This window comes from Catellatospora tritici, from assembly GCF_019083965.1.
Lineage (GTDB): Bacteria > Actinomycetota > Actinomycetes > Mycobacteriales > Micromonosporaceae > Catellatospora > Catellatospora tritici.
In genome coordinates this window covers 64,990-91,679 of sequence record NZ_JAHRCY010000001.1, presented here as the reverse complement: position 1 = coordinate 91,679, position 26,690 = coordinate 64,990, and the positions used below count along the sequence as shown (strand labels likewise).

Below are 26,690 nucleotides of genomic sequence, written 5' to 3'. Positions count from 1 at the left end.
AACGATAGTTTTGTCTGAGCGTCACTTCCGGTTCACCATGACCGGCTCGGCGCGAGGAGTCACCACCGGCACGGCTCGGCGATCCCGAGGACGGCGGCGGCTAAAGGACGGACCACGGCGTGCACCCGGCACGGACCCTGGGCTGTCACCCAAGCTGACCCGTTTTCTCGCAAAGGATCGCTCTCATGCCCACGTCGAAGAAGCCGCAGCCGCAGCCCACCGAGGACGACCGCGAGCAGGCGCGCCGCGCCCTGCAGACCTCGATGGACACCCGCCAGTAGGCGAGGGTCCACACCACGGCACCCCGTCCGTCTACGCTGTCGGCGTGCCGATCTCGATCGACGAACCCGCTGCCGCGACCCTGATCTCGCGGTTGCGCCTGCAGGAACGGGCACTCGGCCGCTGCGCCTGGCTCTACGGCCTGGTCGGCCTGATCGCCACCGCCCTGTGGGTCCGCTCGGCCCCCGCCCGGACGGGCTGGACCGCCGACGTCGGCATCGCCCTGATCGCCCTGCTGCTCCTGGCTGCCTTCCTGATCACGGCGGCCCGGGTGCGGCAGGTGCGGATGCCGACGGGGCTGGGCCTGCACGGCCGCCCGCCCGGCTTCAGCGCCGCCGACCGGCCCACGCTCTACGCCGGGGCGGTCCTGCTGCTCTGTCTCGCGGGGACCGCCGATGATCCGGCCGAGTACGGCGCCGCGATCGTGATGGTGCTCCTGGCCGCCCTGATCGTCTTCCGGCCGCGCCGGGTGACCCTGCACCACGACAAGCTCACCGTGCGCCGGCTGCGCCGGGTGGACATCGCCTGGCCGTGGCTGACCGGTGTGGTGTGGACCCCCGAGCAGCCCCGGGAACTGCACCTGGCACTGAGCCGCCCCGGCGGCCGCGAGGACGTGCTGCGGGTGCGGGTCGACCCGCTGGAGGTGGAGCCGGGCTTCCTGGCGTACCTCATCGAGCACTACCGCACCGTGCCGCACGACCGCACCGCCATCGGCACCTCCGCTGAGCTGGCCCGGCGTCTGGCGGCGTACCCTTCCCCGGCATGAGCGCGCTGAGCACCAGGCGGTGGCCGTGAATCACAGCGCGGCTGCCGTGAGCGGATACCGCAGGATCGCGGCGCTGGCGCTGCCCGCGCTGGTGGTGCTCGCGGCCGAACCGCTGTACGTGCTGGTCGACACGGCCGTGGTGGGGCATCTCGGCAAGGTGTCGCTGGCCGCGCTCGGCCTGGCGGGCACCCTGCTCGGCCTGGCCGTCTGGCTCGGCAACGTGCTCGCGTACGGGACCACGGGCCGCGCGGCCCGCCGCTTCGGCGCGGGCGACCGCCCCGGCGCGGTCGCCGAGGGCGTGCAGGCGTCCTGGCTCGCGCTGCTGACCGGCTTGGCCCTGCTTGTGACCACCCAGTTGGCGGCCGGACCACTGGCCCGGGTGCTGGCCGGTGGCGGCCCCGACGCGGCCGAGGTGGCCCGCGAGGCGGAGCTGTGGTTGCGGGTGGCCGTGCTGGGCGCCCCGTTCATTCTGCTCGCGCTGGCCGGAAACGGCTGGATGCGTGGTGTGCAGGACACCCGCCGCCCGCTGTACTACGTGCTCGGCGCCAACCTCGCCTCGGCCGTGCTGTGCCCGCTGCTGGTGTACGGCCTCGGCTGGGGCCTGGTCGGCTCGGCCGTGGCCAACGTGACCGCGCAGACAGTCTCCGGGCTGCTGTTCGTGCGCGCGTTGGTGGTGGAGCGGGTGCCGCTGGCGCCCCGGCCCGACCTGCTGCGTCACCAGCTCGCCGTCAGCCGTGACCTGATCGTGCGGGGGGCGGCGTTCCAAGCCTGCTTCCTGTCGGCGGCCGCGGTCGCGGCCCGGTTCGGCGCCGCGGCGCTGGCCGCGCACCAGGTGGCGCTGCAGCTGTGGTTCTTCACCGCGCTGGTGCTCGACTCGGTGGCGATCGCGGCCCAGTCGCTGGTCGGGGCGGAGTTGGGCGCGGGCGACGCGGCGCGGGCCCGGCGCACCGCCCGCCAGATCACCTGGCTGGGCTGGTGGTGCGGGGTCGCGTTCGCCGTCGTGCTCGGGGCGGGCGTGGCGGTGCTGCCCGCCCTGTTCACCGACGATCCTGCGGTATGGGCCCAGTCCGCGCTGATCTGGCCGTGGTTCGCGCTGCTGCTGCCGATGGGCGGCATCGTGTTCGCGCTCGACGGGGTGATGATCGGCGCAGGCGACGTGACGTACCTGCGCAACCTGACCATCGTGGCGGCGCTGGCCGGGTTCCTGCCGATGACCTGGGCCGCGTACGCGTTCGAGCTGGGGCTGAGCGGGGTGTGGGCCGGGTTGACCCTGTTCCTAATGGTGCGGCTGGTGGCGCTGCTGCTGCGGCTGCGCACGGGTCACTGGGCGGTGCCCAGCGCGGTGCCCAGCGCGGTGCCGAGCGCCGTGCCCAGCCCGGTCACCCCTTCGCCCCAGCCGTAGGCTGGTCGGCTGTGAGCAGCGCGAAGAACTCCCGGCCGGTGACCGACGGCCTGATCGTGGTGGACAAGGCCCCGGGCATGACCTCGCACGACGTGGTGGCGAAGGTGCGCCGGATCGCGGGCACCCGCAAGGTCGGCCACGGCGGCACCCTGGACCCGATGGCGACCGGGGTGCTGGTGCTCGGCGTGGGCCGGGCCACCCGGCTGCTGACGTACGTGGTCGGCACGGACAAGGTCTACCGGGGCACGATCCGGCTCGGGCAGACCACGGTCACCGACGACGCCGAAGGGGACGTGACGGCCACGACGCCCGCCGGGCACATCACCGAGGAGCGGATCCGGGCCGGGCTGGCCGCGCAGACCGGGGCGGTCGACCAGGTGCCGTCGGCGGTGAGCGCGATCAAGGTGAACGGGGTGCGGTCGTACCACCGGGTGCGGCAGGGCGAGCAGGTCGAGCTGCCCGCCCGCCGGGTGACCATCTCGCGCATCGACGTGCTGAACATCACGGCGGTCGATGACGTGATCGATGTCGAGGTGGAGGTGGCCTGCTCGTCGGGCACCTACATCCGGGCCATCGCCCGCGATCTCGGGGCGGGGCTGGGCGTCGGCGGGCACCTGACCGCGCTGCGGCGCAGCGCGGTGGGCGGGTTCACGCTGGCTGAGTCGTACACCCTGGAACAGCTCGCGGAGCTGGCCGACCCGGTGGCGCTGCCGCTGGCGCAGGCCCTGGGTCGGGCCATGCCCGTGCGCACGGTCGACGCCGACGCCGCCAAGACCGTCTCCCATGGCGGGCCGCTGCCCGCGACCGGCCAGACCGGGCCGTACGGTGTGGTGGGTCCCGACGGCGCGGCGCTCGCGGTCATGTCCGAGCGCGACGGCAAGGCGCGGGCCGAGATCGTTCTGGTGGGAGGCGAGCAGTGATGCAGCGGTGGCGTGGGTTCGACGCGGCACCCGGCGGCTGGGGCCGCTCGGTGGTCACCATCGGCGTCTTCGACGGCGTGCACTCCGGGCACCAGCAGACCATCGGGCACGCGGTCAAGCGCGCCCGTGACCTGGGCCTGCCCGCCGTCGTGGTGACCTTCGACCCGCACCCGTCCGAGGTGGTGCGGCCCGGCTCGCACCCGGCCGTGCTGACCCCGCCGCTGCGCAAGGCCGAGCTGATCGAGGGCCTGGGCGTGGACGTGCTGTGCGTGCAGCCGTTCACCCTGGAGTTCTCCAAGCTGTCGGCGGACCGGTTCGTGCACGACATGCTGGTCGAGCACCTGCACACCGCGCTGGTGGTGGTGGGGGAGAACTTCCGGTTCGGGCACAAGGCCGCCGGCGACGTGGAGTTGCTGAGCAAGCTCGGCCGCACGTTCGGGTTCGCGGTCGAGTCCGCGCCGCTGGTCACCGGCGACGGCACGGTGTTCTCCTCGACCTACGTGCGGGCCTGCGTCGACGCGGGCGACGTCGAGGCCGCCGCGGCGGTGCTGGGACGTCCGCACCGGCTGGAGGGCGTGGTCGTACGCGGTGACCAGCGCGGCCGCCAGCTCGGGTTCCCGACGGCGAACCTGTTCACGGCCAAGTACGCCGCGGTGCCCGCCGACGGGGTCTACGCCTGCTGGCTGGTGCGCGGCAACGAGCGGCTGCCCGCCGCCGTCTCCATCGGCACCAACCCGACCTTCTCCGGCCAGGACCGCCGGGTCGAGGCGTACGTGCTCGACTTCTCCGGCGACCTGTACGGCGAACGCCTGGCCCTGGACTTCGTCAGCCATCTGCGGCCGACGCTCAAGTTCGACGGCATCGAGTCCCTGATCGCCGCGATCGAGGACGACGTCCTGCGCACCCGCGCCGTGCTGGGGGTGCCCGCGCCCTAGCGGGTTCGCCGGGGAAACGCGCATTCCGTATACCGGCGGGGTGCATCGGCACCAACTGGTAACGTGGTACCAACGCCGGGTCACCGGCGTGGACCCAGGTATGCCTGCTCGACGCCGCGGGCTGCCAGGGTGGCTAGGAAGACCCACAGTTAGGGAGAACATGGCGCTCGACGCTACTGTCAAGACCCAGATCATGACGGACTACGCGACCACCGAGGGTGACACCGGTTCGCCGGAGGTCCAGGTGGCCGTGCTGACCAAGCGGATCCAGGATCTGACCGAGCACCTGAAGGTGCACAAGCACGACCACCACAGCCGTCGTGGTCTGCTGCTGCTGGTCGGTCGCCGCAAGCGGCTGCTGGCGTACCTCTCGAAGTCGGACATCGCCCGCTACCGTGCGCTCATCGAGCGCCTCGGCCTGCGCCGATAGACGAACCGGGGGAGCGGCGCCAGTGTCGCTCCCCCGATGCTTAACCCAGAAGAAGGCACGTCACCCGCTCGTCGGGTGAACCGGGTCGGTCCTCGGTAGTGGTGTCCGGAGTCACACTCCGGGCGCTTCGATCGAAGACCGACTGTCAACCCGGGGTGTGGGCGGCGGCGTGCCGCAGACAGAAGGAGCACACAGCTTCATGACCGAGAGCACACTCGGCGAGCAGCACAGCAAGGCAGTGATCGACAACGGCGCGTTCGGTACGCGCGAGATCACGTTCTCCACGGGCCGCCTGGCCCGCCAGGCCGCTGGTTCGGCCATCGCCCAGCTGGGCGACACGGTGGTCCTCTCCGCGACCACCGCGAGCAAGACCCCGAAGGACCAGTTCGACTTCTTCCCGCTGACGGTGGACGTCGAGGAGCGGATGTACGCCGCGGGTCGCATCCCGGGCTCGTTCTTCCGCCGCGAGGGCCGTCCCAGCGAGGACGCCATCCTCACCTGCCGTCTGATCGACCGGCCGCTGCGCCCGTCGTTCGTGAAGGGCCTGCGCAACGAGGTCCAGGTCGTCGAGACGGTCCTCTCGCTCGACCCGGCCCACCCGTACGACGTGGTCGCCATCAACGCGGCCAGCATGTCCACCAAGCTCGCCGGTCTGCCGTTCAGCGGCCCGATCGGCGCGACCCGGGTGGCGCACATCGACGGCCAGTGGGTCGCCTTCCCGACCCACGCCGAGCTGGAGCGGGCCACCTTCGACATGGTGGTCGCCGGCCGGACGCTGGAGGACGGCGACGTCGCGGTCATGATGGTCGAGGCGGAGGCCACCGAGCACACCGCCAAGCTGGTCGCCGCCGGTGCGACCGCCCCGACCGAGGAGGTCGTGGCGAGCGGCCTGGAGGCGGCGAAGGCCGCGATCCGGGAGCTGTGCCGGGCGCAGAGCGAGCTGGCCGCGGTCGCCGCGAAGCCGGTTGGCGAGTTCCCGGTGTTCCTGGACTACCAGGACGACGCGTACGCGGCGGTCAAGGCGGCGGCGGGCACCGAGGTGGCCGAGGCGCTGAAGATCATCAGCAAGGCCGAGCGCGAGGAAGCTCTCGACCTGGTCAAGGAGAAGGTCCTGACCCAGGTCGCGCCCCAGTTCGAGGGGCGCGAGAAGGAGCTGCCGGCGGCGTTCCGCTCGCTCACCAAGTACGAGGTGCGCCACCGCGTGCTGCGTGACGGCGTGCGCATGGACGGCCGGGGCCTGCGTGACATCCGCGCGCTGACCGCCGAGATCGGCGTGCTGCCGCGGGTGCACGGTTCGGCGCTGTTCGAGCGCGGCGAGACCCAGATCCTGGGTGTCACCACGCTGAACATGCTGCGCATGGAGCAGGCGCTGGACACGCTGTCGCCGGCCAAGACCAAGCGCTACATGCACAACTACAACTTCCCGCCGTACTCGACCGGTGAGACCGGCCGGGTGGGCTCGCCCAAGCGCCGCGAGATCGGCCACGGCGCGCTGGCGGAGCGGGCACTCGTGCCCGTGCTGCCCTCGCGCGAGGAGTTCCCGTACGCGATCCGGCAGGTGTCGGAGGCGCTGGGCTCCAACGGCTCGACCTCGATGGGCTCGGTCTGCGCGTCCACGATGTCGCTGCTGGCCGCCGGTGTGCCGCTGAAGGCGCCGGTCGCGGGTATCGCCATGGGCCTCATCTCCGACGAGGTCGATGGCAAGACCAAGTACGTGACGCTGACCGACATCCTCGGGGCCGAGGACGCGTTCGGTGACATGGACTTCAAGGTCGCCGGTACCCCGGACTACGTGACCGCGCTGCAGCTGGACACCAAGCTCGACGGCATCCCGTCGGACGTGCTGGCCGGTGCGCTGCAGCAGGCCCACGAGGCGCGCGGCACCATCCTCGGCGTGATGGCCGCGGCCATCGCCTCGCCGGGGGAGATGAGCGACTACGCGCCGCGCGTCACCACCGTCAAGATCCCGGTCGACAAGATCGGTATGGTGATCGGGCCCAAGGGCCAGACCATCAACGCGATCCAGGACGAGACCGGCGCCGAGATCTCGATCGAGGACGACGGCACGATCTACGTCGGCGCGACCGACGGCCCCTCGGCCCAGGCCGCGGTGGACCGGATCAACGCCATCGCGAACCCGACCCTGCCGAAGGTGGGCGACCGCTTCCTGGGCACCGTGGTGAAGACCGCGGCGTTCGGCGCGTTCGTCTCGCTGACGCCGGGCCGCGACGGCCTGCTGCACATCTCGAAGGTGGGCGACGGCAAGCGGGTCGACAAGGTCGAGGACTTCCTCAACGTCGGCGACAAGGTTGAGGTGATCATCGCGGACGTGGACGCCCGCGGCAAGATCTACCTGGACAAGATCGGCCCTGACGGCAACCCGATCGTGAGCGACAAGGCCCCCCGCGAGGGTGGCGACCGGGCTCCGCGCGAGGGTGGGGACCGGCCGCGTAGCGGCGACCGCGGCGGCGACCGTCCGCGCGGCGGCGACGACAGCGAGCGCCGTCGTCGTACCCGTCGCGACTGACCGTCGGTGACCGCACAGCAAGACAGCGCACAGCCCGCGCAGACCTCCGAGTCTGCGCGGGCTGTGCCCGTTGCCCGTACCTTCAACCAGGTCAAGGCGGAAACCCGCGTGGACATCAGCGACCCGCTCGGCGGCACGGTCCGGCGGACGGTGCTGCCCAACGGCATGCGCATCCTGACCGAGGCCGTGCCCGCGATGCGCAGCGTCAGCTTCGGCATCTGGGTGGGGGTGGGCTCGCGCGACGAGGCCCCGCAGCTCGGCGGCGCCTCGCACTTCCTGGAGCACCTGCTGTTCAAGGGCACGCGCAAGCGCTCGGCCCTGGACATCTCCGCGGCGATCGAGGCGGTCGGCGGCGAGACCAACGCCTACACGGCCAAGGAGTACACCTGCTTCTACGCCCGGGTCCTCGACGCCGACCTGGAGCTGGCGATCGACGTCATGTGCGACGCGGTCGCCGACTCGGTGCTGGCCGAGGCGGACGTGGAGACCGAGCGCGGCGTGATCCTCGAAGAGATCGCGATGCACGCCGACGAGCCCGGTGACGAGGTGCATGACCTGCACGCCGAGGTGCTGTACGGCGACCACCCGCTGGGACGCCTGATCTCGGGCACCATCGAGACGATCACCCCGATGACCCCCGAGCAGATCCACGGCTTCTACCGGCGCCGCTACACCCCGCCGGTGATCGTGATCGCGGCGGCGGGCAACCTCGACCACACCACCGTGGTCAAGCTGGTCAAAAAGGCGTTCGAGGGTACGCCGCTGGGCGACGCCCCCGACGCCGCGCCCGAGCCCACCCGCTCGGCCCTGGCCACCGTCAGGACGCTTCCGGCGGGCACCCTGCTGCGCGAAGACGACACCGAGCAGGCGCACCTGGTGCTCGGCGGCCCCGCGCTGCACCGCCACGACGAGCGGCGCTTCGCCCTCGGCGTGCTCAACAACGTGCTCGGCGGCGGCATGTCCAGCCGCCTGTTCCAGCAGATCCGCGAGACCCGCGGCCTGGCCTACTCGGTCTACTCCTACACCTCGCAGTACGCCGAGACCGGCTCGTTCGCCGTCTACGCCGGCTGCGCGCCGGCCAAGGCGCAGGAGGTGCTGGACCTGGTCCGGGCCGAGCTCGCCGAGGTGGCCGCGAACGGGATCACCGCCGAGGAGCTGCGCCGGGGCAAGGGCATGCTCAAGGGCTCGCTGGTGCTGGGGCTGGAGGACACCGGGTCGCGGATGAGCCGCCTGGGCAAGGGCGAGCTGCTCTACGGCGACCTGATGGACGTCGACGAGCTGCTGGCCCGCATCGACGCGGTCACCATCGACGATGCCAACGCGATCGCCGCCGAGGTGCTGACCGTGCCGATGTCGCTGGCGGTGGTCGGCCCGTTCGACGAGGGCGCGCTGTCCTGACCTGCGCTCCGGTTCCGGAATGCTGTCCTGACCTGCGCTCCGGTTCCGGAATGCTGTCCTGACCTGCGCTCCGGTTCCGGAATGTGGTGTCCTGCGTGGTCGCCGCACCGGAGTCCGGAGCATCGGCTAGGTTGGGCGCGTGACTGAAGCAGTGGAGCCGATTCGGGTCGGTGTGCTGGGCGCGCGCGGCCGGATGGGTGTCGAGGTCTGCCGCGCGGTGGACGGAGCCGAGGACCTCGACCTCGTCGCGATGATCGACCAGGGTGACTGGCTCTTCAACGCCTCCGACGCGGGCGCGCAGGTCGTCGTCGACTTCACCAACCCCGAGGCCGTGCTGGACAACCTGCACTGGTGCATCGACCAGGGCATCAACGTGGTGGTGGGCACCAGCGGCTTCACCGACGCGCGCATCGAGCAGGTGCGGGGTTGGCTGGCGGACAAGCCCGACGTGGGGGTCGTGATCGCACCCAACTTCGGCATCGGCGCCGTGCTGATGATGGAGTTCGCCGCCCGTGCCGCGAGATACTTCGAGTCCGTCGAGATCATCGAGCAGCACCACCCCCGCAAGGTCGACGCGCCCAGCGGCACCGCCCTGCACACCGCCCGGCTCGTCGGGCGGGCGCGTGAGGAGGCCGGGATGGGCGCCATGCCTGACGCGACCACGGACGAGATGGCCGGGGCGCGGGGCACCGAGGTGGCGGGCGTGAAGATCCACAGCGTACGCGCCTCCGGGCTGGTCGCCCACCAGGAGGTGCTGTTCGGTGCCACCGGCGAGACGCTGACCATCCGGCACGACTCGTTCGACCGGGTGTCGTTCATGCCCGGCGTGCTGCTGGCCATCCGCGAGGTGGTCAAGCGCCCCGGCCTGACCGTGGGCCTGGACGCCCTGCTCTAGTCGGGTGCCGCTGTCGGCCCCCACTTTTGATTGACGCTGGCCTATCCGGAAGACGAATCATGGCTTGATCGTCTTCTGAATGGGCCAGCGTCGTCTTCTGAATGGGCCAGCGTCGTCTTCTGAATGGGCCAGCGTCGAAGCGAAGCGGGGGTGCTACAGGAGCGTGTGCAGGCGGAGTTGGGGGACGAGCATGTCGTCCACGTCGAGGGCGCGGGTCGCGCCGTCGGGGGCCCAGCCCGCCGAGGTGAGGAACTTGCGGGTGGCCGCGTCACGGTCGAACGCCCAGCACACCGCCGAGGCGTACCCGTCGGTGCGCCACAGGTCGACGCTGGCCGACAGCAGGCGGCTGCCGTGCCCACGACGCCCCCAACGCGGCTCGACCAGCAGGTCTGTGACGGCCGCCACGGTCTCGCCCGCGCCGATGTGATCCTCGCCGGGGGCCAGCGCCGCCTCGTCGAACGGCCCCGACGCCGCGAAGCCCACCACGTATTCTTGGACCGCCTGATCGACGGCGTTCTGCTCGACCGCCACCAGCACCCGATGCTGGGGGCTGGGCGGGGCGGAGACCGCCTCGGCCCACTGCTCGCGCAGGAACGACTCGTCGAGCTGTTCGAGCACGTGCCGGGGGAGCAGGCGTCTGTAGGCGACCCGCCAGGTCGTCAATTGAATACGCGCGATCTCGCCGACGTCGTCCAGACGCGCCGGCCGGACGAACCCGACAGCCATGCCGAAAGCGTACCGAGCGGCCGGGTGCACTGATCAGGAGGTATGAGGTTTGAGCCGGGCCAGGCAGATCACCATCGTGGCGGCGGCAGCCGTCGCGGCGCTGGTGTTCGTGGCGCTGTTCGCGCAGCGGCACGGCTTCTTCGACCTCAACGTCTACTACGGCGCCGTCCGGTACTGGGTGTCCGGTGGCGAGATCTACGACTTCTTCCGGCCCCGCAGCACGTACGGCTTCACGTACCCCCCGTTCGCCGCGCTGGCCATGCTGCCGATGGCGGTGCTCGCCTGGCCGGTGGCGATCGTGCTCAGCTGTGCCGCGACCGCCCTGGTCACCTGGTGGCTGCTGCGGCGGCTGCTCACCCCGCTGGCCCGGCAGCGGGGCTGGGACCGCTGGTTCGTGGTGGCCCTGGCCCTGTGCCTGGTCACCGTGTACGAGCCGATGCGCGAGACCTTCCTGTTCGGCCAGGTCAACATGCTGCTGCTGGGGCTGGTCGCGTTCGACCTGCTCGTGCTCGCCCCGCGCGGCAGCCGCTGGACCGGCGTCGGCATCGGCCTGGCCACGGCGATCAAGCTGACCCCGGGCATCTTCATCGTCTACCTGCTGATCACCCGCCGCTGGCGGGCCGCCGCCACCGCCGCGGGCACCGCCGCCGGGGCCACCCTGCTGGCCGCCGCGGTCGCCCCCGACGCCACGCGCGAGTTCTGGACCAGTGCGCTGTGGGACACCGACCGGGTCGGCGTGCTGTCGTTCATCTCGAACCAGTCCCTGCAGGGCATGATCGCCCGGATCGGGGACGTGCCCGGCGGCAAGGCCGTCTGGGCGGTGCTGGTGCTCGGCGTGCTGGCGCTCTGGTTCGTGCGCTGCCGCCGCGCCGCCGCGCAGGGCGACGAGGTGGCGGGGCTGGCGTACACGGGCATCGTGGGGGTGCTGATCAGCCCGGTGACGTGGGTGCATCACCTGGTCTGGCTGATTCCCGCCCTCGTCCTCCTCCTCCAGCACGGCCTTGAGGTAAGGAAGGGCCCCTTCTTATCGCAATCCGTAGAAGAAGGGGCCCTTCTTAACCGTCGCTCGCGACGACGCCGGTGGGCGCTACTGGGGCTGGCGGCGGGGTCGTACGTGATCCTGACCAGCCGGGTGGTGTGGCTGTGGGAGGACCGGGTCGGCGGCTGGGCCGTCTTCTTCGGCGCCAACGCCTACGTCTGGATCTGCCTCGCCCTGCTCCTGCTGACCCCGATCACCCAGCGACCGGCCCCGGAACTACCCGAGCTGCCCGAGTTCCCGGATGAGGGTGCAGCGCAGCTCGGGGATGTCGACGTCGCTGCCGCGCGGCCGAAACGTCGAGTGCGTGCCGTCCGGGCGTAGCCCGTGGCGGGCGTAGAACCGCAGCGCCCGCGTGTTCTCGGTCAGCGCCCACAGCCGCACCTCCGGCTGGGGCAGCCCGGCCAGCGCCGCCTCGATGAGCCGGTCGGCCACGCCGGTGCCCCAGCGGTCGGAGCGTACGTACAACGCCAGGATCTCGCCGACCTGGGCGTCGAGGCTCCCGCCGAGGCTGTGGCCCTCCTCCCGGTACGGCCCGAAGCACACCCAGCCGACCGGCTCGGTGTCGACCGCGATCAGGTTCGTGAACGGGCTGTCGGACACGCTCAGCCGTTCGACGCGTTCGCGGGTGCGCTGCTCGACGTCGAGTGCGGCGAGGACATGGTCGGGGACGATCCCGACGTACGCCGCCCGCCACGACTCGATGTGCAGCGCCGCGACCGCCGCGCAGTCCGTGACTGTTTCCGCCCTGACTGTGATCACGCTGTCGCGTGCCTCGCTCCCCATGCTGGGGATGTTAGGAAGGGCACCTTCTACAACGCAAAGCGATAAGAAGGTGCCCTTCCTTACCTCGGTGCGCCGCGGCCGCGGCGCACCGAGGAAGAGTGTCGTGGGGTGGGGGTAGCGTCGGGCGGCGTGGAGTCGATGACGATCGCGCAGGCACGGCGAATGGCACTGGCGGCCCAGGGGTTCACCGACCGGGCGCCCAAGGGCGCGATCGAGGCGCGGCACCTGCGCAAGGTGGTGGTCGGCCGCACCGGACTGTTGCAGATCGACTCCGTCAACGTGCTCCAGCGGGCGCACTACCTGCCGGTTTACAGCCGACTGGGGGCGTACGACCCGACTGTGCTGGATTCGGCGAGCGCCCGACGGCCGCGCTGGCTGTTCGAGTACTGGGGACACGAGGCCTCGCTGCTGCCGGTCCAGCTGCAGCCGCTGTTCCGGTGGCGGATGGCGCGGGCCGAGGGCGCCTGGGGTGGGCCGCGCAGCATCGCCGTGCAGCGTCCCGACCTGGTCGCCTGGGTGCTCAAGGAGGTCGGCGAGCGCGGTCCGGTGACCGCCGCGCAGATCGAGCAGGACGTGCCACGGCCCAAGGACAACTGGGGCTGGAACTGGTCGGACGTGAAGAAGGCGCTGGAGTGGCTGTTCTACGCCGGCGACATCACCTCCGCCGGGCGCACCAGCCAGTTCGCCCGGCTGTACGACCTGACCGACCGGGTGCTGCCCGCCGCGGTCGTGCACACGCCCACGCCGGAACCGGCCGAGGCGTACCGGCGCCTGGTCGAACTGTCCGCCCGCGGTCTGGGCGTGGCCGCCGAGCCGGAGCTGCGCGACTACTTCCGACTGCCGCTGGACGGGACGCGGGCCGCCATCGCCGACCTGGCCGAGGAGGGCGTGCTGGTGCCGGTGGAGGTGCGCGGTTGGAAGCAGCGGGCGTGGCGACACCGTGACGCCGCGATGCCGCGCCGGGTGTCGGTGTCGACCCTGGTCAGCCCGTTCGATCCGCTGATCTGGGAACGCGGCCGCACCGAGCGGCTGTTCGACCTGCGCTACCGCATCGAGATCTACGTGCCGCAGGAGCAGCGGGTGCACGGGTATTACGTGCTGCCGTTCCTGCACGGCGACCGGTTCGCCGCGCGCGTCGACCTCAAGGCCGACCGGCGCGCCGGGGTGCTGCGGGTGCCCGCCGCGTGGGCCGAGCCGGGCGTCGACCCGCAGGTCACCGCCCAGGCGCTCGCGGTGGAGCTGCGCCGCCTGGCCGACTGGCTGGGGCTGTCCGAGGTGGCCCCGCCCGAACGGGGTGATCTGGCCTCGGCGCTGGCCGATGCGGGTGTGCGTGGCAGTGTAAGTTCAGTGGTGTGACTGAGGCCTCCGCGTACCCTGACGCCGGGCACTTCGCCCCGCCGCCCGTCGACCGGGCCAGCCGGTTCGTCGAGTGGATGCGCGCGCACACGCCCCGCTGGGCGGTGCCGCTGGCGGCGCTGGGCTGCATCGGCGGCGCGCTCGGATACACGCTGCTGGTCGACCCGACCAACAACCCCGCGGAAGCGACCCCGACCTGCCTGGTCAAGCTGCTCACCGGGTTCGACTGCCCGGGCTGCGGGGGTACGCGCGCGGCCTGGTACCTGATGCACGGCGACCTGCCCGCGGCGGCCCGCCACCACCTGCTCTTCACCTTCGCGGTGCCGTTCCTGATCTACATGTACGTCGCGTGGGCGGGCAACACCACGTTCCGGTGGAAGCTGCCGCAGCTGCGGATCACGCCGAAGCTGGTGGGGCTGTTCCTGGGGGCGTGGGGTGTCTTCATGGTGCTGCGCAACCTGCCCTGGGCCCCGTTCACGTACTTCTTCGTGTGACCCGGTCCGCCTCGGCGGATCGACGAGGGCGTCTCGCCCCGACATGGCATCGACACTGGCCTATCCAGAGGGCGACTTCGCTGATTTCGTCCTCTGGATAGGCCAGTGTCTATTCAAAAGCGGGGCTGTCGCGGCCCGGGTCGCCGGGGGCGGGAGGAGGCGTCCGCTCTCCGGCGACACGGATCACCCGTTGACGCGGCGCAGGGTGACGTCACCGCTGGCGGTGCGGGTCTTGATGGTCAGGCTGTGGCCCGTCGCCACGGGCGAGCCCGGCATGGACAGATCGCTGGCGGTGCGCCCGGAGACCGTGTTCACGTCGAGCCACACTCCCGTACCGGCCGCGACGCCGACGGTCACGTCGCCGCTGGCGGTGTTGATCCGGATCTCGCCCTGCCGGGTGATCCCGAACGCGACATCGCCCGAGGCGGTGGTGACTTTGGCGTCGCGGGCCGCGGCTTCGATCTCCACGTCGCCGCTGGCGGTGTGCACGGTGATCTCGCCGCCGACCTGTCCGGTGCGGACGTCGCCGGAGGCGCTCTTGACCCGCAGCGCACCGCCCACCTCGCCCAGTCGGACATCGCCGCTGGCGGTGTTGACGCTGGTGTCGCCGGTGACTCGCTCGACCTCGACGTCACCGCTGGCGGTGTTGACGACCACATCGTGGTATCGACCGGTGATGCTCGCGTCGGCCGAGGCGATGCTGACGCTCAACGCGCTGTCGGCGGGCAGCTCGACACGGACCAGCAGTTTCGCGCGGCGGAACAGCCGCCAGCCGCCGTGTTCGGGGGCGCTGACCAGCAGGCGGTGGCCGTCGACCAGCTCCACCCGGCACTCCTCGACGGCCTGGGCGCTGGCCTCGCTGCTGTCCAGCGGGGTGATGCTGACGGTCGCGGTCTGGCGGTCGCCCGCCACGACCTCGAGACGTCCGGCCGACAACTTCAGGTCGGCGTGGATGGTGCCGTTGCAGGGGAACTCACGGTTCATGGTCGGCTCCTCGCCGTTTCAGGCCTGGGCGAAGCCGGTGATCCGGCGCCCGTGGTGGGTGGTCGGGGGTGCGGGCATCGGCCCGCGCAGCGCGTTGGCGGTGGCCCGGACGAGCCAGGCGTTGACGGAGATGCCCTCGGCGGCGGCGGCGCGCTCGACGCCCTCCTTGAGGCCTTCGGGCAGGCGCAGCGTGAGCCGGGTCAGGTCGCCGCTCTCCACGACGGGTGCGGCCGGTGCGGCTTCCGGCGTCTCCGCCGGGGTCGCGGTGGTGGTGACCACCAGGTCGGCTTCGCGGCCGCGCAGGCGGACCTCGACGGTCGCGCCGTCGAGCTTGGTGGTGATCTCCGCGGTGGCGTCGGCGAGCACCTCGATCAGGCACAGCCGGGCCGAGGCGTCCAGCGCGGTGGCGAGCAGGTCCGCCACGCGGGCGGTCTCCTCACCGCCGGGTGCGGCGGTCGCGGTCAGATCCCGCCGCAGGGAGTCGAGGTACGGGGACAGGTCCATGACACCACTATGACGTCAGAAGTGACGTCATGCAAGCGTCAATTCTGACGTCGTCTTGACGGTAGTGACGTCATAGATGGCGTCACTCGCGCGCAAGGGTGACCCTCGCCTCCCGCGAGCAGCCAGAAGGGGTCGGTCCACTAGGATCAGCCGTTGTGACTGAGATCGTGAAGCCTTCGGTGCAGTTGATCGCGTGGACGAACTTCCAGGCTCCGGCCGACGTGGAGTGGGATACCGATGCCGACGGCGGCCAGGCGCTGGCGGAGTTCGCCGGGCGGGCCTGCTACCAGTCCTGGACCAAGCCGAACCCGGCCACCGCGACCAACGAGGGCTACCTGCGGCACATCCTCGAGGTCGGGCACCTGTCGGTGCTGGAGCACGGCACGGCCACGTTCTACTTCACCGGCGTGTCACGTTCATTCACGCACGAGCTGATCCGGCACCGGCACTTCTCGTACTCCCAGCTGTCCCAGCGGTATGTCCCCGAGCGTGACGCGGCCATGGTCGAGCCCGAGGTGATCGCGGCCAATCCGGAGCTGCACAAGAAGTTCGTCGAGGCGAGCGAGGCCGCGGTGCGGGCGTACAACGAGCTGCTGGAGGGCCTGGAGGCGACCTTCGCCGACGTGCCCAACGCGACCCTGCGCCGCAAGCAGGCCCGTCAGGCCGCCCGCTCGGTGCTGCCCAACGCCACCGAGACCCGGATCGTGGTCACCGGCAACTACCGCGCCTGGCGGCACTTCATCGCCATGCGCGCCACCGAGCACGCCGACGTGGAGATCCGCGAGCTGGCCGTGGCCACGCTGCGCCACCTCCAGCAGCTCGCGCCGAACGTGTTCGGCGACTTCACCATCAGTACCCTGCCCGACGGCACGGAGATCGCCTCCAGCGTCTTCACCTGGGAGTCCTGAGGCCAGGGCTGGCACCCACGGTATTCCGCTAGGTTGTGTGCATGACGTACGACGCTCACCGGCCCTTCGGCCGCCTGATCACCGCGATGGTCACCCCGTTCCGCCAGGACGGCTCCCTCGATGTCGACGGAGCCGCCAAGCTTGCCGCGTACCTCGTGGACGAGCAGCGCAACGACGCGTTGGTCATCAACGGCACCGCCGGTGAGTCGCCCACCACCACCGACGCCGAGAAGGAGACTCTCGTGCGCGCCGTGGTCGAGGCCGTCGGCGACCGGGTGCAGGTGTTGGCCGGGGTGGGCACGTTCGACACGCACCACACGATCGAGCTGGCCCACGGCGCGCAGCGGGCGGGCGCGCACGGCCTGCTGCTCGTGACGCCGTACTACTCCCGGCCGCCGCAGGCCGGGGTCGAGCGGCACTTCCTGGCGGTGGCGCAGGCCTCCGAACTTCCGATCATGCTGTACGACATTCCGCACCGCACCGGCACCGCGATCGCCACCGACACGTTCCGCCGGGTGGCCGAGCATGAGCGCATCGTGGCGGTCAAGGACGCCAAGGGCGACCTGACGGCGGCCTCCTGGGTCATGCGCGACACGGGGCTGGCCTTCTACTCCGGCGACGACGCCAACACGCTGCCGCTGCTGTCGGTCGGCGCGGTCGGCGTGGTCGGCACCTCGACCCACCTGATCGGGCCCGGCACCAAAGAGATGATCGAGGCGTACGAGCGGGGCGACGTCGCCACCGCGCTGCGCCTGCACCGGCAGCTGCTGCCGCTGTTCACCGGCATCTTCCGTACCGCGGGGACGATCCTGACCAAGGCCGCGCTGAACACCCGCGGCCTGCCCGCGGGCCCGGTGCGCGCACCGTTGGTGGACGCGACCGAGGCCGAACTGGCCCAGCTGCGCGCCGACTGCGCGGCGGCGGGCGCGGCGCTCTAAGACGTACCGGCGGCGTCGAGCCGCCAGCAGAACGGCACGCCGCGCGTGCCGACAGATTGGCGGCATGTCGAAAGCCGCCAAGCCCGAAGGAGAGATTAATTGACCGCAGCGAATTTGGACGCGGTGCGTAGCGCAAGTCTGGGCGCACCGCCGCCGCTGCCCGAGGGCGGCCTGCGCATCATCCCGCTGGGCGGATTGGGTGCCATCGGCCGGAACATGACGGTGTTCGAGTTCGGCGGCAAACTGCTCGTCGTCGACTGCGGCGTGCTGTTCCCCGACACCGCCGACCAGCCGGGCGTCGACTTGATCCTGCCCGACTTCGCCCCGATCCTGGACCGCCTGGAGGACGTGCAGGCGATCGTGCTCACGCACGGGCACGAGGACCACATCGGCGCGGTGCCGTACCTGCTCGCCCACAAGAGCGACATTCCGCTGGTTGGCTCGCAGTTCACGCTGGCGCTGATCGAGGCGAAGCTGGCCGAGCGGCGTATCACGCCGTACACGCTGACCGTGAGCGAGGGGCAGCGCGAGCGGCTCGGCCCGTTCGAGCTGGAGTTCTTCGCGGTCAACCACTCCATCCCGGACGCGCTGGCCGTGGCCATCCGCACCGACGCGGGGCTGGTGCTGCACACCGGCGACTTCAAGATGGACCAGCTGCCGCTGGACGGGCGCATCACCGACCTGGCCGGGTTCGCGCGCCTGGGTGCCGAGGGCGTCGACCTGCTGCTGTCGGACTCGACCAACGCCGAGATCCCCGGCTTCGTCACCCCGGAGAAGGAGATCGGCCCGGTACTGGCCTCGATCTTCCACAAGGCGAAGGGCCGCATCATCGTGGCCTCGTTCGCCTCGCACGTGCACCGGGTGCAGCAGGTGCTCGACGCCGCCGAGGAGAACGGCCGCAAGGTCGCCCTCATCGGCCGCAGCATGGTCCGCAACATGGGCATCGCCCGTGACCTCGGCCTGCTGCGGGTCAAGCCCGGCCAGGTGGTCAACCTGGAGGACGCGGCCAGCCTGCCGCCGGACGAGATCGTGCTGATGTCGACCGGGTCGCAGGGCGAGCCGATGAGCGCCCTGGGCCGGATGGCCACCGGCGACCACCGCCACATCACCGTCGCCCCCGGCGACACGGTGGTGCTGGCCAGCTCGCTGGTGCCCGGCAACGAGACCAGCGTGTACCGGGTGATCAACCAGCTCGCCCGCGCCGGCGCCACCGTGATCCACAAGGACGTGGCGAAGGTGCACGTCAGCGGGCACGCCCCGGCCGGGGAGCTGCTGTACCTGCTGAATGTGGTGAAGCCCAGCAACCTGATGCCGGTGCACGGCGAATGGCGCCACCTGCGCGCCCACGCCCGCCTCGGCGTCGAGTCGGGCGTGCAGGCGGACCGCGTGGTGCTGTGCGAGGACGGCGACGTCGTCGACCTGGTCGAGGGCCACGCCAAGCTGGTCGGCCACGTCAAGAGCCGGTACGTCTACGTCGACGGTCTGGCCATCGGCGACGTCGGCGAGAGCCTGCTCACCGAGCGCCGGGTGCTCGGTGACGGTGGCTTCATCGCGGTCACCGTGGTGGTCGACTCGGTCACCGGCAAGGTCGTCGGTGGGCCGATGCTGTCGGCCAAGGGCTTCTCCGAGGACCCGGCCGCCTTCGACCCGGCCCTGCCGCTGGTCACCGAGGCGCTGGACCGGGCGGCCCTCGACGGCGTGACGGATTCCCACCAGCTCCAGCAGATCGTCCGCCGGGTGGTCGGCCGCTGGGTCAACGAGGCCTACCGCCGCCGCCCCATGATCGTCCCCACCGTCCTGGAGGTCTGACTCCCGCGGCTGTGCCACCCTCTCCACGTCGATCATGAACTTATGGCACGGTTCAACGGCGTGTCGTGGGCACAACTTCCTGATCGCCGGGCCTGCGAGCGTCGCGGGTTGCCGAGGTCAACAGGAGGCTGTGTCAAGGACACGCCGTCGAACCGCGCCATAAGTTCATGATCGACGGGAAAAGGGGGTGGGGGGTCTGAGATGGACGGGGAGACACGGGGGGAAAAGCGAGGAGTTGTCGATGATCTCCTCTACCGTGTGAGGCATGGCGGGCCGTACCTCCTCTTCAAGCCGTCGTCGAGCTGCCACGCCGACGAAGGCGACGGCTGCGCGTACCCGACAGGCGGGCCGTAACGCCCCCGCGCGACGACCGGCGGCCCGGTCGCGTGCGCGGCGGCCGCGGCTGACCGTGAACCCTGTCGCCCTGGTCGGACGTGGCCTGGGTGCGATATGGATGGCCGTGGCGCACGGCGTCGGCTGGATCGCCCGCGCGGCGGGCAGCCAGGCGGCCAAGGCGCGCGACCTCGACCCGGAGCACCGCCGCGACGGCGTCGGCCTGCTGCTGCTCGGCGCGGCGATCCTGCTCGGGGTCGCCATCTGGGGCGGCGGCGCCGGACCGTTCGGGGAGTGGCTCGCCACCACGATCAGGTTCTTCATCGGCGCGACCGCTGCCGCGCTGCCACTGCTGCTGGCGGTGTCGGCGATCCGGGCGATGCGCTCGGAGCCCGATCCGGCCCAGCGCGGCCGGGGCGTGGTCGGCTGGACCGCGCTGGCCGTGTCCAGCACCGGCATCCTGCACATCGCGCAGCACCCGGTCGACCCGATCCAGATGGAGTACGCCGGCGGCCTGCTCGGCAAGCTGCTCGGCGGCGGCCTGGACAGCGCGGTGACGGCCTGGGTGGCCGTACCGCTGCTGCTGATCCTGCTCGGGTTCGGTCTGCTCGTGGTCACCGCGACCCCGGTCAACAAGATCCCGGAGCGGCTGGCCGCGGCACGCGACATGATGCTGGGCACCGGCGCGCCGCCCCCGGACGAGGACGAGCCGCAGGAGATCCCGGCGCCGCGCCGCAAGCGGCTCACCCCGCCCGCCGCGTTCAACCCGCCGCCGGAGCCCGGCGACGAGGACTTCGACCCCGAACTCGCCGAGCACGAGACCGTCGCCATCGACCGGCTGCCCAAGCCGCCGCGCAAGCGGCCGGAGCCGCCGCAGCACACCCCGCCGCCGACCAGGACGGAGCAGCTGCTGCTGCCCAGCCTCGGCGGCGACTACGCCCTGCCGCCGCCGAACCTGCTGAAGCAGGGTGAGGCGGCCAAGAGTCGGTCCAAGGCCAACGACGAGGTCATCGCGGCGCTGGCGCACGTGTTCGACCAGTTCGACGTCGACGCCGCCGTCACCGGGTTCACCCGCGGCCCGACCGTCACCCGGTACGAGGTGGAGCTCGGGCTCGGGGTGAAGGTGGAGCGGATCACCGCCCTGTCCCGCAACATCGCGTACGCGGTGAAGAGCCCCGACGTGCGCATCCTCAGCCCGATCCCGGGCAAGAGCGCCGTCGGCGTGGAGATCCCCAACACCGACCGCGAGGACGTGGCCCTCGGCGACGTGCTGCGTTCGCGCATCGCCACCAGCGAGACGCACCCGATGGTGGTGGCGCTGGGCAAGGATATCGAGGGCGGCTACGTGGTGGCCAACCTCGCCAAGATGCCGCACATCCTCATCGCGGGCGCGACCGGCGCGGGCAAGTCCAGCTGCCTGAACTCGCTGCTGGTGTCGATCCTGGTCCGGGCCACGCCCGACCAGGTGCGGCTGCTGCTGGTCGACCCGAAGCGGGTGGAGCTCACCTCGTACGAGGGGATCCCGCACCTGGTCACCCCGATCGTCACCAACCCGAAGAAGGCGGCCGACGCCCTCGAGTGGGTGGTGCGCGAGATGGACATGCGCTACGACGACCTGGCCGCGGCCGGGGTGCGCCACATCGACGACTACAACCGCAAGCTGCGGGCGGGGCAGATCAAGCCGCCGCCGGGCTCGGAGCGCGTGCTCACGCCGTACCCCTATCTGCTGGTCGTGGTCGACGAGCTGGCCGACCTGATGATGGTCGCCCCGCGCGACGTCGAGGACTCGATCGTGCGGATCACCCAGCTGGCGCGTGCCGCGGGCATCCATCTGGTACTGGCCACCCAGCGGCCCTCGGTCGACGTGGTGACCGGTCTGATCAAGGCGAACGTGCCGTCGCGGCTGGCGTTCGCGACCAGCTCGCTGGCCGACTCGCGGGTCATCCTGGACCAGCCCGGCGCCGAGAAGCTGATCGGTCGCGGCGACGCCCTGTTCCTGCCGATGGGCGCCAGCAAGCCGCAGCGCATCCAGGGCTCCTGGGTCGCCGAGAACGAGATCAACGACATCGTCGCGTTCTGCAAGCGGCAGCGCCAGCCGGAGTTCAAGCCCGAGGTGCTGGCGGTGCCGACCGAGGGCAAGAAGAAGGTCGACGAGGAGATCGGCGACGACCTGCAGCTGCTGATCCAGGCGGTCGAGCTGGTGGTGGTGTCGCAGCTCGGCTCGACCAGCATGCTGCAGCGCAAGCTGCGGGTCGGCTTCGCCAAGGCCGGGCGGCTGATGGACCTGATGGAGACCCGCGGCATCGTCGGGCCGTCCGAGGGCTCCAAGGCCCGCGAGGTGCTGATCAAGCCGGACGAGCTGGCGGAGGTGCTCGCCGACCTCGGCGTGGACGAGTGACCTCTGTGGACGGATGATCATCTAGGATGGCGCGGTGACCGACCCCTCTGTCGGAGTCGACCGCGAGCCGGTCGTCCGCGTGTCCACCCTGGAACTCTTCTTCGACCTGGTCTTCGTCTTCACCGTCACCCAGCTCACCGCGCTGCTGGCCGGGCACCCGACCTGGTCCGGCGCCGGGCGCGTGGTGGTCCTGCTGCTGATGATCTGGTGGATGTACGACGGCTACGCCTGGCTCACCAACCACCTCGCCCCCACCGACCACGTACGCCGCGGACTGCTGCTGCTCGGCATGTTCGGGTTCTTGATGATCGCGCTCGCCGTCCCGGGCGCGTACGCAGGCAGCGGCTGGGTCTTCGGCGCCGGATACTTCCTCGTCAACCTGATCCACAGCGGGCTGCTGTTCCGGGTCGCGCCCACGGCGATGCGCCACCTGTTCGGGCTCAACCTGCTCAGCGCCGCGCTGGTGCTCGGCGGCGGCATCGTCACCGAACCCTGGCGGACCTGGCTGTGGCTGGCCGCGATCGCGGTCATGGCAGCCTCGCCGTACCTGCACCCGCTGTCGGAGTGGAGCATCTCCTCGGCGCACTTCGTCGAGCGCCATGGGCTGATCGTGATCATCGCGCTGGGTGAGTCGGTGGTCGCAATCGGCGCCGGGGCGGCCGGGCTGGAGCTCACCCCGGCCCGGCTGGGCGTCGCCGGGCTGGGACTGTTGCTGTCGTTCCTGCTGTGGTGGCTGTACTTCGGCGGGGACGATGTGAAGGCCGAGCACGCGCTGGATTCGGTGCCGTCGGCGCGGCGCGGTCGTACGGCGCTGCACGCTTTCGGCTGGGCACACGTACCGCTGCTGCTGGGCGTGGTGGTCTTCGCGGCCGGGGTGAAGAAGGCGGTGCTGTACGCCGGGGGACACCTGTACCCGGCGTACGCGCTGCTGCTGGCGGGCGGGATCGCGGTGTTCCTGCTCGGGGACGTGCTGTTCCGCTGGGTGCTGTGCATCGGACGACGCCGCTACCGCCTGCTGGGCGCGCTCGCGGTGCTGGCCACCATCCCGCTGGGCCTGGTCAGCACCCTCGCCCAGCTGGCCACCCTGGCCGCCCTCCTCGCCACCGTCATCACCATCGAGTCCCGCCCGCCCCACCCCTCCCCGAGGTAAGGAAGGGCCCCTTGTTATCGCTTTCCGTAGTAGAAGGGCCCCTTCGTAACGGTGCGGGCGTCGACGACCTCATCCGCGACCCGCGGGTGCAGGCCGGGCGGGCGTGGCTGGGCGCCCACCGGGCCGTCAGCGGCTGTTCGTGACGGGTGCGCGCGTGCCAGCGGCTGACGGGTGCTCGCGTGCTCGCGCCGGGGCGGGTTCCGAGCTGCTCGGGGCGGGCGCAGCGCCGCGACGCAGGACGAGGTACAGCGACACCGCCGACACCGCGGCCCAGGTGCCCTCCAGCAGCAGGAAGCCCCAGTCGCGGCCGAGCCAGGCCAACCAGGCGAGCAGGCCCGCGCCCACGGTGTTGGCGACCAGATAGCCGATCGAGCGGGTCGTCGTGCGGCCCAGCTGGGCGGCCACGTAGCCGCCGAGGACGGTCAGCGCGCCGATGACCTGCAGAACGTCATGATTCATGCGCGTGGTTCTGCGCGCCGTCTTGTCGGGCCGGGTACGGCGAGCTCTCGTCCGGAACGGCGCGGTCGGGGCGCCGCCGCACCCAAGGCTAGCGCGGCGGCTCGACCGGCGGTCCGCGACAGCGAGTTAAGAAGGGGCCCTTCCTATACGCAAAACGAGAAGAAGGGGCCCTTCCTTACCTCGGGGGTGGCGTGGGTTACATACACGGGGGTGGAGGTTGGGGTGGGTGTGTCGGGTGCGCCCGGTAGCCTTGTCGAGTGCCTGCAACCTCCCCGTCACCCACCGAACAGCCCGCGCGCCGGGTCGCTCTGCTGACCCTGGGCTGCGCCCGTAACGAGGTCGACTCCGAGGAGCTGGCCGCGCGCCTGGCCGCCGACGGCTGGCAGGTCAGCACCGACGGCGAGGGCGCCGACGTCGTCCTCGTCAACACCTGCGGCTTCGTTGAGAAGGCCAAGCAGGACTCGATCGACACGCTGCTGGCCGCCGCCGACACCGGCGCCAAGGTCGTGGCCGCCGGCTGCATGGCCGAGCGCTACGGCAAGGACCTCGCGGGCAGCCTGCCCGAGGCGGCCGCCGTGCTCGGCTTCGACCACTACCCGACCATCGCGAACACCCTCGATGCCGTCCTGCGCGGCGAGCAGGTGGACTCGCACACCCCGCGCGACCGGCGCGAGCTGCTGCCGGTGGCGCCCGCCAAGCGGCGGGACACGGGCGTGATCGTGCCGGGGCACGCCGCGTTCACCAACGACGAGCACACCCCGGCGCACCTGCGCCCGGTGCTGCGCCACCGGCTGGACAGCAGCCCGGTGGCGTCGCTGAAGCTGGCCAGCGGCTGCGACCGGCGCTGCTCGTTCTGCGCGATCCCGGCGTTCCGGGGTTCGTTCGTCAGCCGTACGCCTGACGAGCTGCTCGCCGAGGCGGAGTGGCTGGCCCGGACGGGTGTGCGGGAGCTGGTGCTGGTCAGTGAGAACTCGACGTCATACGGCAAGGATCTGGGCGACCCCCGCGCGCTGGAGAAGCTGCTGCCGCAGCTGGCCGCGATCGCGGGCATCGTGCGGGTGCGGGTGAGCTACCTGCAGCCCGCCGAGACCCGGCCGGGCCTGGTCGAGGCGATCGCGACGACGCCGGGCGTGGCGCCGTACTTCGACCTCTCGTTCCAGCACTCGGCCGAGCCGGTGCTGCGGCGCATGCGCCGGTTCGGCTCGACCGAGCGGTTCCTGGAGCTGCTGGCCTCGGCCCGTGAGCTGGCGCCGGAGGCGGGCGCCCGCAGCAACTTCATCGTCGGCTTCCCGGGCGAGTCCCGGGCCGACTTCGAGGAACTGGTGCGCTTCGTCAGCGCGGCGCGGCTGGACGCGATCGGCGTGTTCGACTACTCCGACGAGGACGGCACCGAGGCCGCGGGCATGGCCGGCAAGATCGGTTCGGCGACGGTCAAGCGGCGGTACGACAAGATGCTCACCCTGGTCGAGGAGCTGTGCGGCCAGCGGGCCGAGGAGCGCCTGGGCACCCTCGTGGACGTGCTGGTCGACAGCGTGGACGGTGGCGTGGTCGAGGGTCGCGGCGCCCACCAGGCGCCCGAGGTCGACGGCTCGACCACGCTGGTGGCCGGAGCAGAAGGCGTGGATCTCGCCGCGCTGCGCCCCGGTGACCTGGTCCGGGCGCGGGTCACCGGCACCGAGGGGGTCGACCTTGTCGCAGTCCCGACGCTGATGCTCGACGCCGCGCCACGCGATCACTCGCCGCTGCTCGCCGTGGCTGGCTAACGTGTCGGTCGTGCAGGAACGTTCACGCCGGGTGCCACCCGTGCTCAATGCCGCCAACATCCTCACCGTGGTTCGGATCATCCTCGTCCCGGTCTTCGTGATGTTGGTGGTCGTTTCCGGCATGACCGACACGAAGTGGCGGATCGCCGCCGCGATCGCGTTCGGGGTGGCCTCGGCGACCGACTACATCGACGGCTGGATCGCGCGCCGGTTCGAGCTGGTCACCTCGTTCGGCAAGGTGGCCGACCCGATCGCCGACAAGGCGCTGACCGGCTCGGCGCTGATCCTGCTCAGCGTGTACGACGCGCTGCCCTGGTGGGTCACCATCGTGATCCTGATCCGGGAGTGGGGCGTGACGCTGCTGCGCTTCCTGGTGATCCGGTACGGCGGCGGCGTGATCGCGGCCAGCCGCGGCGGCAAGCTCAAGACCGTGCTGCAGATCGCCGCGATCGCGTGGTACCTGTGGCCGTTCCCGCAGCCGTGGGCCTCGGTCGGACCGTGGCTGATGGGCGCGGCGCTGGTGGTGACCGTGGTCACCGGGATCGACTACGTCGTCGCCGCGATGCGGCTGCGGCGCCGGACTCCTAAGCTCGGCTCGTGATCGATGCCTACCTGCGGCTGCTCGGGGTCAGCCGCAAACCGCCGTCACCGCAGTTCCTGCACGAGCTGCACCGCGCCCACGTGCACCGGGTGCCGTACACGAACATGGAGATCATGCTCGGGCGGCCGGGCACGGTCGACCAGGCCGAGTCGGTCGACCGGGTGGTGCGCCGCCGGGGCGGCTACTGCTTCCAGCTCAACGGCGCCTTCGCCGCGCTGCTGCGCGAGCTGGGCTTCACCGTGACCATGCATCGGGGGTACGTCGTCAGCGACCTGACCCAGGTCACCGCCGACCTCAACCACCTCGCCCTGCTGGTGCACGACCTGCCCGACGACGCCCACCCGGACGGCGTGTGGTTCGCCGACACCGGCCTTGGCGACGCGTTCTTCGAGCCGCTGCCGCTGCGCCACGGCGACCACCGCCAGGGCCCGTTCGGGTACGCGTTGGCGCAGACGCCCCGCGACGAGCCCGGCTGGCGGCTGCACCACGACCCGACCGGGTCCTTCCTGGCCTGCGACGTCATCGCCGCGCCCGCCGAGATCGAGGACTTCGGCGGAGCGCACTCGCACCTGTCGACCTCACCGAAGTCGCCGTTCACCCAGGTCTTCACCGCGATGCGGCGCACCGGCCGCGAGGTGCAGATCCTGCGCGGCTGCGTGCTGACCACGCTCGACGACTACGGGCGCGAGGAGCAGGAGCTGCTCAGCCGCGACGAGTGGCGCCAGGCCCTGGCCGACCTGTTCGGGCTGATCGACGACGGCCTGGACCGGCTGTGGCCGTCGGTGCGTACCGCCCACGACGACTGGGCCGCCAAGCGCGCGGGTCGGGTCGCGTGAGCGCCAACGACGACTGGGCGGCCGAGCGCACGGGGTCGGGTCGCGTGAGCGCCAACG

Annotated in this window: 24 protein-coding genes and 1 riboswitch; of the genes, 19 read left to right on the top strand and 5 right to left on the bottom strand. The window is 71.4% G+C overall.

Annotated elements, in window-relative coordinates; all coding sequences use genetic code 11:
• Positions 1-325: 325 nt before the first annotated feature.
• The 8 genes from KUA19_RS00395 (at position 326) to dapB (ending at position 9,552) form a co-directional block, all read left to right on the top strand.
• The gene (locus KUA19_RS00395) at positions 326-1,045 is read left to right on the top strand and encodes a hypothetical protein (RefSeq protein ID WP_217393677.1); all 720 of its coding nucleotides are present in this window, start codon (positions 326-328) and stop codon (positions 1,043-1,045) included.
• Positions 1,046-1,064: 19 nt separating this feature from the next.
• Positions 1,065-2,447 (top strand): MATE family efflux transporter, encoded by a 1,383-nt coding sequence (locus KUA19_RS00390; RefSeq protein ID WP_372451738.1) that lies wholly within the window; start codon positions 1,065-1,067, stop codon positions 2,445-2,447.
• 77 nt (positions 2,448-2,524) lie between these two features.
• Positions 2,525-3,367: a tRNA pseudouridine(55) synthase TruB gene (gene truB, locus KUA19_RS00385; protein ID WP_217394629.1), complete on the top strand. Its 843-nt coding sequence runs from the start codon at positions 2,525-2,527 to the stop codon at positions 3,365-3,367.
• Complete coding sequence (locus KUA19_RS00380; RefSeq protein WP_217393673.1) at positions 3,367-4,302, top strand: bifunctional riboflavin kinase/FAD synthetase; 936 nt, start codon at positions 3,367-3,369, stop codon at positions 4,300-4,302. The genes truB and KUA19_RS00380 overlap by 1 nt, the downstream gene beginning before the upstream one ends.
• A 160-nt stretch (positions 4,303-4,462) precedes the next feature.
• Positions 4,463-4,732 carry a 30S ribosomal protein S15 gene (rpsO, locus tag KUA19_RS00375; protein WP_217393671.1) on the top strand — a complete coding sequence of 90 codons (270 nt, stop codon included), beginning with the start codon at positions 4,463-4,465 and terminating at the stop codon, positions 4,730-4,732.
• Positions 4,733-4,931: 199 nt separating this feature from the next.
• Complete coding sequence (locus KUA19_RS00370; RefSeq protein WP_217393669.1) at positions 4,932-7,259, top strand: polyribonucleotide nucleotidyltransferase; 2,328 nt, start codon at positions 4,932-4,934, stop codon at positions 7,257-7,259.
• A gap of 63 nt (positions 7,260-7,322) precedes the next feature.
• Entirely contained in the window at positions 7,323-8,657 is a 1,335-nt protein-coding gene (locus tag KUA19_RS00365; protein ID WP_372451755.1) for a M16 family metallopeptidase, read from the top strand.
• 139 nt (positions 8,658-8,796) lie between these two features.
• The gene (gene dapB, locus KUA19_RS00360) at positions 8,797-9,552 is read left to right on the top strand and encodes a 4-hydroxy-tetrahydrodipicolinate reductase (protein WP_217393667.1); all 756 of its coding nucleotides are present in this window, start codon (positions 8,797-8,799) and stop codon (positions 9,550-9,552) included.
• A gap of 153 nt (positions 9,553-9,705) precedes the next feature.
• On the opposite strand, the gene KUA19_RS00355 is transcribed toward dapB, so the two are convergent.
• A complete protein-coding gene (locus KUA19_RS00355; RefSeq protein WP_217393665.1) occupies positions 9,706-10,278 on the bottom strand; it encodes a GNAT family N-acetyltransferase in 573 nt (190 codons plus the stop codon).
• A gap of 49 nt (positions 10,279-10,327) precedes the next feature.
• Between KUA19_RS00355 and KUA19_RS00350 the strand changes: the two genes are divergently transcribed.
• A complete protein-coding gene (locus KUA19_RS00350) occupies positions 10,328-11,638 on the top strand; it encodes a glycosyltransferase 87 family protein (RefSeq protein ID WP_217393663.1) in 1,311 nt (436 codons plus the stop codon).
• Here KUA19_RS00350 and KUA19_RS00345 read toward each other — a convergent pair.
• Positions 11,534-12,100, bottom strand: coding sequence for a GNAT family N-acetyltransferase (locus tag KUA19_RS00345; RefSeq protein WP_217393661.1), 567 nt, complete (start codon positions 12,098-12,100; stop codon positions 11,534-11,536). The two genes, KUA19_RS00350 and KUA19_RS00345, sit on opposite strands and share 105 nt — an antisense overlap.
• Before the next feature lie 138 nt (positions 12,101-12,238).
• Here KUA19_RS00345 and KUA19_RS00340 point away from each other — a divergent pair, with 138 nt between their 5' ends.
• Positions 12,239-13,456, top strand: a complete 1,218-nt coding sequence (locus KUA19_RS00340) for a winged helix-turn-helix domain-containing protein (RefSeq protein WP_217394627.1) — start codon at positions 12,239-12,241, stop codon at positions 13,454-13,456.
• Positions 13,457-13,533: 77 nt separating this feature from the next.
• Entirely contained in the window at positions 13,534-13,950 is a 417-nt protein-coding gene (locus KUA19_RS00335; RefSeq protein WP_217394626.1) for a DUF2752 domain-containing protein, read from the top strand.
• Between the two features lie 183 nt (positions 13,951-14,133).
• Here the strand turns inward: KUA19_RS00335 and KUA19_RS00330 are convergent, their stop codons facing one another.
• A complete protein-coding gene (locus KUA19_RS00330) occupies positions 14,134-14,934 on the bottom strand; it encodes a DUF4097 family beta strand repeat-containing protein (RefSeq protein WP_217393660.1) in 801 nt (266 codons plus the stop codon).
• An 18-nt stretch (positions 14,935-14,952) separates the two neighbouring features.
• On the bottom strand, positions 14,953-15,438 hold the full coding sequence (locus tag KUA19_RS00325; protein WP_217393658.1) for a toxin-antitoxin system HicB family antitoxin: 486 nt from the start codon (positions 15,436-15,438) through the stop codon (positions 14,953-14,955).
• A gap of 164 nt (positions 15,439-15,602) precedes the next feature.
• Between KUA19_RS00325 and thyX the strand changes: the two genes are divergently transcribed.
• The 5 genes from thyX to KUA19_RS00300 all read left to right on the top strand — a co-directional run bounded on the left by thyX (position 15,603) and on the right by KUA19_RS00300 (position 22,974).
• On the top strand, positions 15,603-16,346 hold the full coding sequence (gene thyX / locus KUA19_RS00320) for an FAD-dependent thymidylate synthase (RefSeq protein ID WP_217394625.1): 744 nt from the start codon (positions 15,603-15,605) through the stop codon (positions 16,344-16,346).
• 41 nt (positions 16,347-16,387) lie between these two features.
• A complete protein-coding gene (gene dapA, locus KUA19_RS00315; protein WP_217393657.1) occupies positions 16,388-17,284 on the top strand; it encodes a 4-hydroxy-tetrahydrodipicolinate synthase in 897 nt (298 codons plus the stop codon).
• A 123-nt stretch (positions 17,285-17,407) separates the two neighbouring features.
• Entirely contained in the window at positions 17,408-19,093 is a 1,686-nt protein-coding gene (locus KUA19_RS00310; RefSeq protein ID WP_217394624.1) for a ribonuclease J, read from the top strand.
• Between the two features lie 265 nt (positions 19,094-19,358).
• Positions 19,359-21,824 (top strand): DNA translocase FtsK, encoded by a 2,466-nt coding sequence (locus KUA19_RS00305; protein ID WP_217393655.1) that lies wholly within the window; start codon positions 19,359-19,361, stop codon positions 21,822-21,824.
• Between the two features lie 34 nt (positions 21,825-21,858).
• Positions 21,859-22,974 (top strand): low temperature requirement protein A, encoded by a 1,116-nt coding sequence (locus KUA19_RS00300; RefSeq protein WP_217393653.1) that lies wholly within the window; start codon positions 21,859-21,861, stop codon positions 22,972-22,974.
• A gap of 126 nt (positions 22,975-23,100) precedes the next feature.
• Here the strand turns inward: KUA19_RS00300 and KUA19_RS00295 are convergent, their stop codons facing one another.
• Positions 23,101-23,433 carry a CBU_0592 family membrane protein gene (locus KUA19_RS00295; RefSeq protein ID WP_217393651.1) on the bottom strand — a complete coding sequence of 111 codons (333 nt, stop codon included), beginning with the start codon at positions 23,431-23,433 and terminating at the stop codon, positions 23,101-23,103.
• A gap of 11 nt (positions 23,434-23,444) precedes the next feature.
• Positions 23,445-23,512, bottom strand: a riboswitch (guanidine-III (ykkC-III) riboswitch).
• 178 nt (positions 23,513-23,690) lie between these two features.
• On the opposite strand from KUA19_RS00295, the gene rimO reads away from it, so the two are divergent.
• Genes rimO through KUA19_RS00280 form a run of 3 tightly spaced genes read left to right on the top strand, consistent with a single transcriptional unit; the run spans position 23,691 to position 26,633 of the window.
• Positions 23,691-25,196 carry a 30S ribosomal protein S12 methylthiotransferase RimO gene (gene rimO / locus KUA19_RS00290; RefSeq protein ID WP_217393649.1) on the top strand — a complete coding sequence of 502 codons (1,506 nt, stop codon included), beginning with the start codon at positions 23,691-23,693 and terminating at the stop codon, positions 25,194-25,196.
• 1 nt (position 25,197) lies between these two features.
• The gene (pgsA, locus tag KUA19_RS00285; protein WP_372451737.1) at positions 25,198-25,797 is read left to right on the top strand and encodes a CDP-diacylglycerol--glycerol-3-phosphate 3-phosphatidyltransferase; all 600 of its coding nucleotides are present in this window, start codon (positions 25,198-25,200) and stop codon (positions 25,795-25,797) included.
• Positions 25,794-26,633, top strand: a complete 840-nt coding sequence (locus tag KUA19_RS00280) for an arylamine N-acetyltransferase family protein (protein ID WP_217393645.1) — start codon at positions 25,794-25,796, stop codon at positions 26,631-26,633. Before pgsA ends, KUA19_RS00280 begins: the two co-directional genes overlap by 4 nt.
• Positions 26,634-26,690: the final 57 nt, after the last annotated feature.

Coding starts and splice junctions, on each gene's coding strand:
- dapA (WP_217393657.1), top strand. CDS start 16,388: ATGACGTACGACGCTCACCGGCCCTTCGGCCGCCTGATCACCGCGATG.
- KUA19_RS00305 (WP_217393655.1), top strand. CDS start 19,359: ATGGCGGGCCGTACCTCCTCTTCAAGCCGTCGTCGAGCTGCCACGCCG.
- KUA19_RS00335 (WP_217394626.1), top strand. CDS start 13,534: ATGCGCGCGCACACGCCCCGCTGGGCGGTGCCGCTGGCGGCGCTGGGC.
- KUA19_RS00380 (WP_217393673.1), top strand. CDS start 3,367: ATGCAGCGGTGGCGTGGGTTCGACGCGGCACCCGGCGGCTGGGGCCGC.
- rpsO (WP_217393671.1), top strand. CDS start 4,463: ATGGCGCTCGACGCTACTGTCAAGACCCAGATCATGACGGACTACGCG.
- KUA19_RS00355 (WP_217393665.1), bottom strand. CDS start 10,278: ATGGCTGTCGGGTTCGTCCGGCCGGCGCGTCTGGACGACGTCGGCGAG.
- KUA19_RS00325 (WP_217393658.1), bottom strand. CDS start 15,438: ATGGACCTGTCCCCGTACCTCGACTCCCTGCGGCGGGATCTGACCGCG.
- KUA19_RS00295 (WP_217393651.1), bottom strand. CDS start 23,433: ATGAATCATGACGTTCTGCAGGTCATCGGCGCGCTGACCGTCCTCGGC.
- KUA19_RS00340 (WP_217394627.1), top strand. CDS start 12,239: ATGACGATCGCGCAGGCACGGCGAATGGCACTGGCGGCCCAGGGGTTC.
- KUA19_RS00345 (WP_217393661.1), bottom strand. CDS start 12,100: ATGGGGAGCGAGGCACGCGACAGCGTGATCACAGTCAGGGCGGAAACA.
- KUA19_RS00330 (WP_217393660.1), bottom strand. CDS start 14,934: ATGAACCGTGAGTTCCCCTGCAACGGCACCATCCACGCCGACCTGAAG.
- KUA19_RS00370 (WP_217393669.1), top strand. CDS start 4,932: ATGACCGAGAGCACACTCGGCGAGCAGCACAGCAAGGCAGTGATCGAC.
- truB (WP_217394629.1), top strand. CDS start 2,525: ATGACCTCGCACGACGTGGTGGCGAAGGTGCGCCGGATCGCGGGCACC.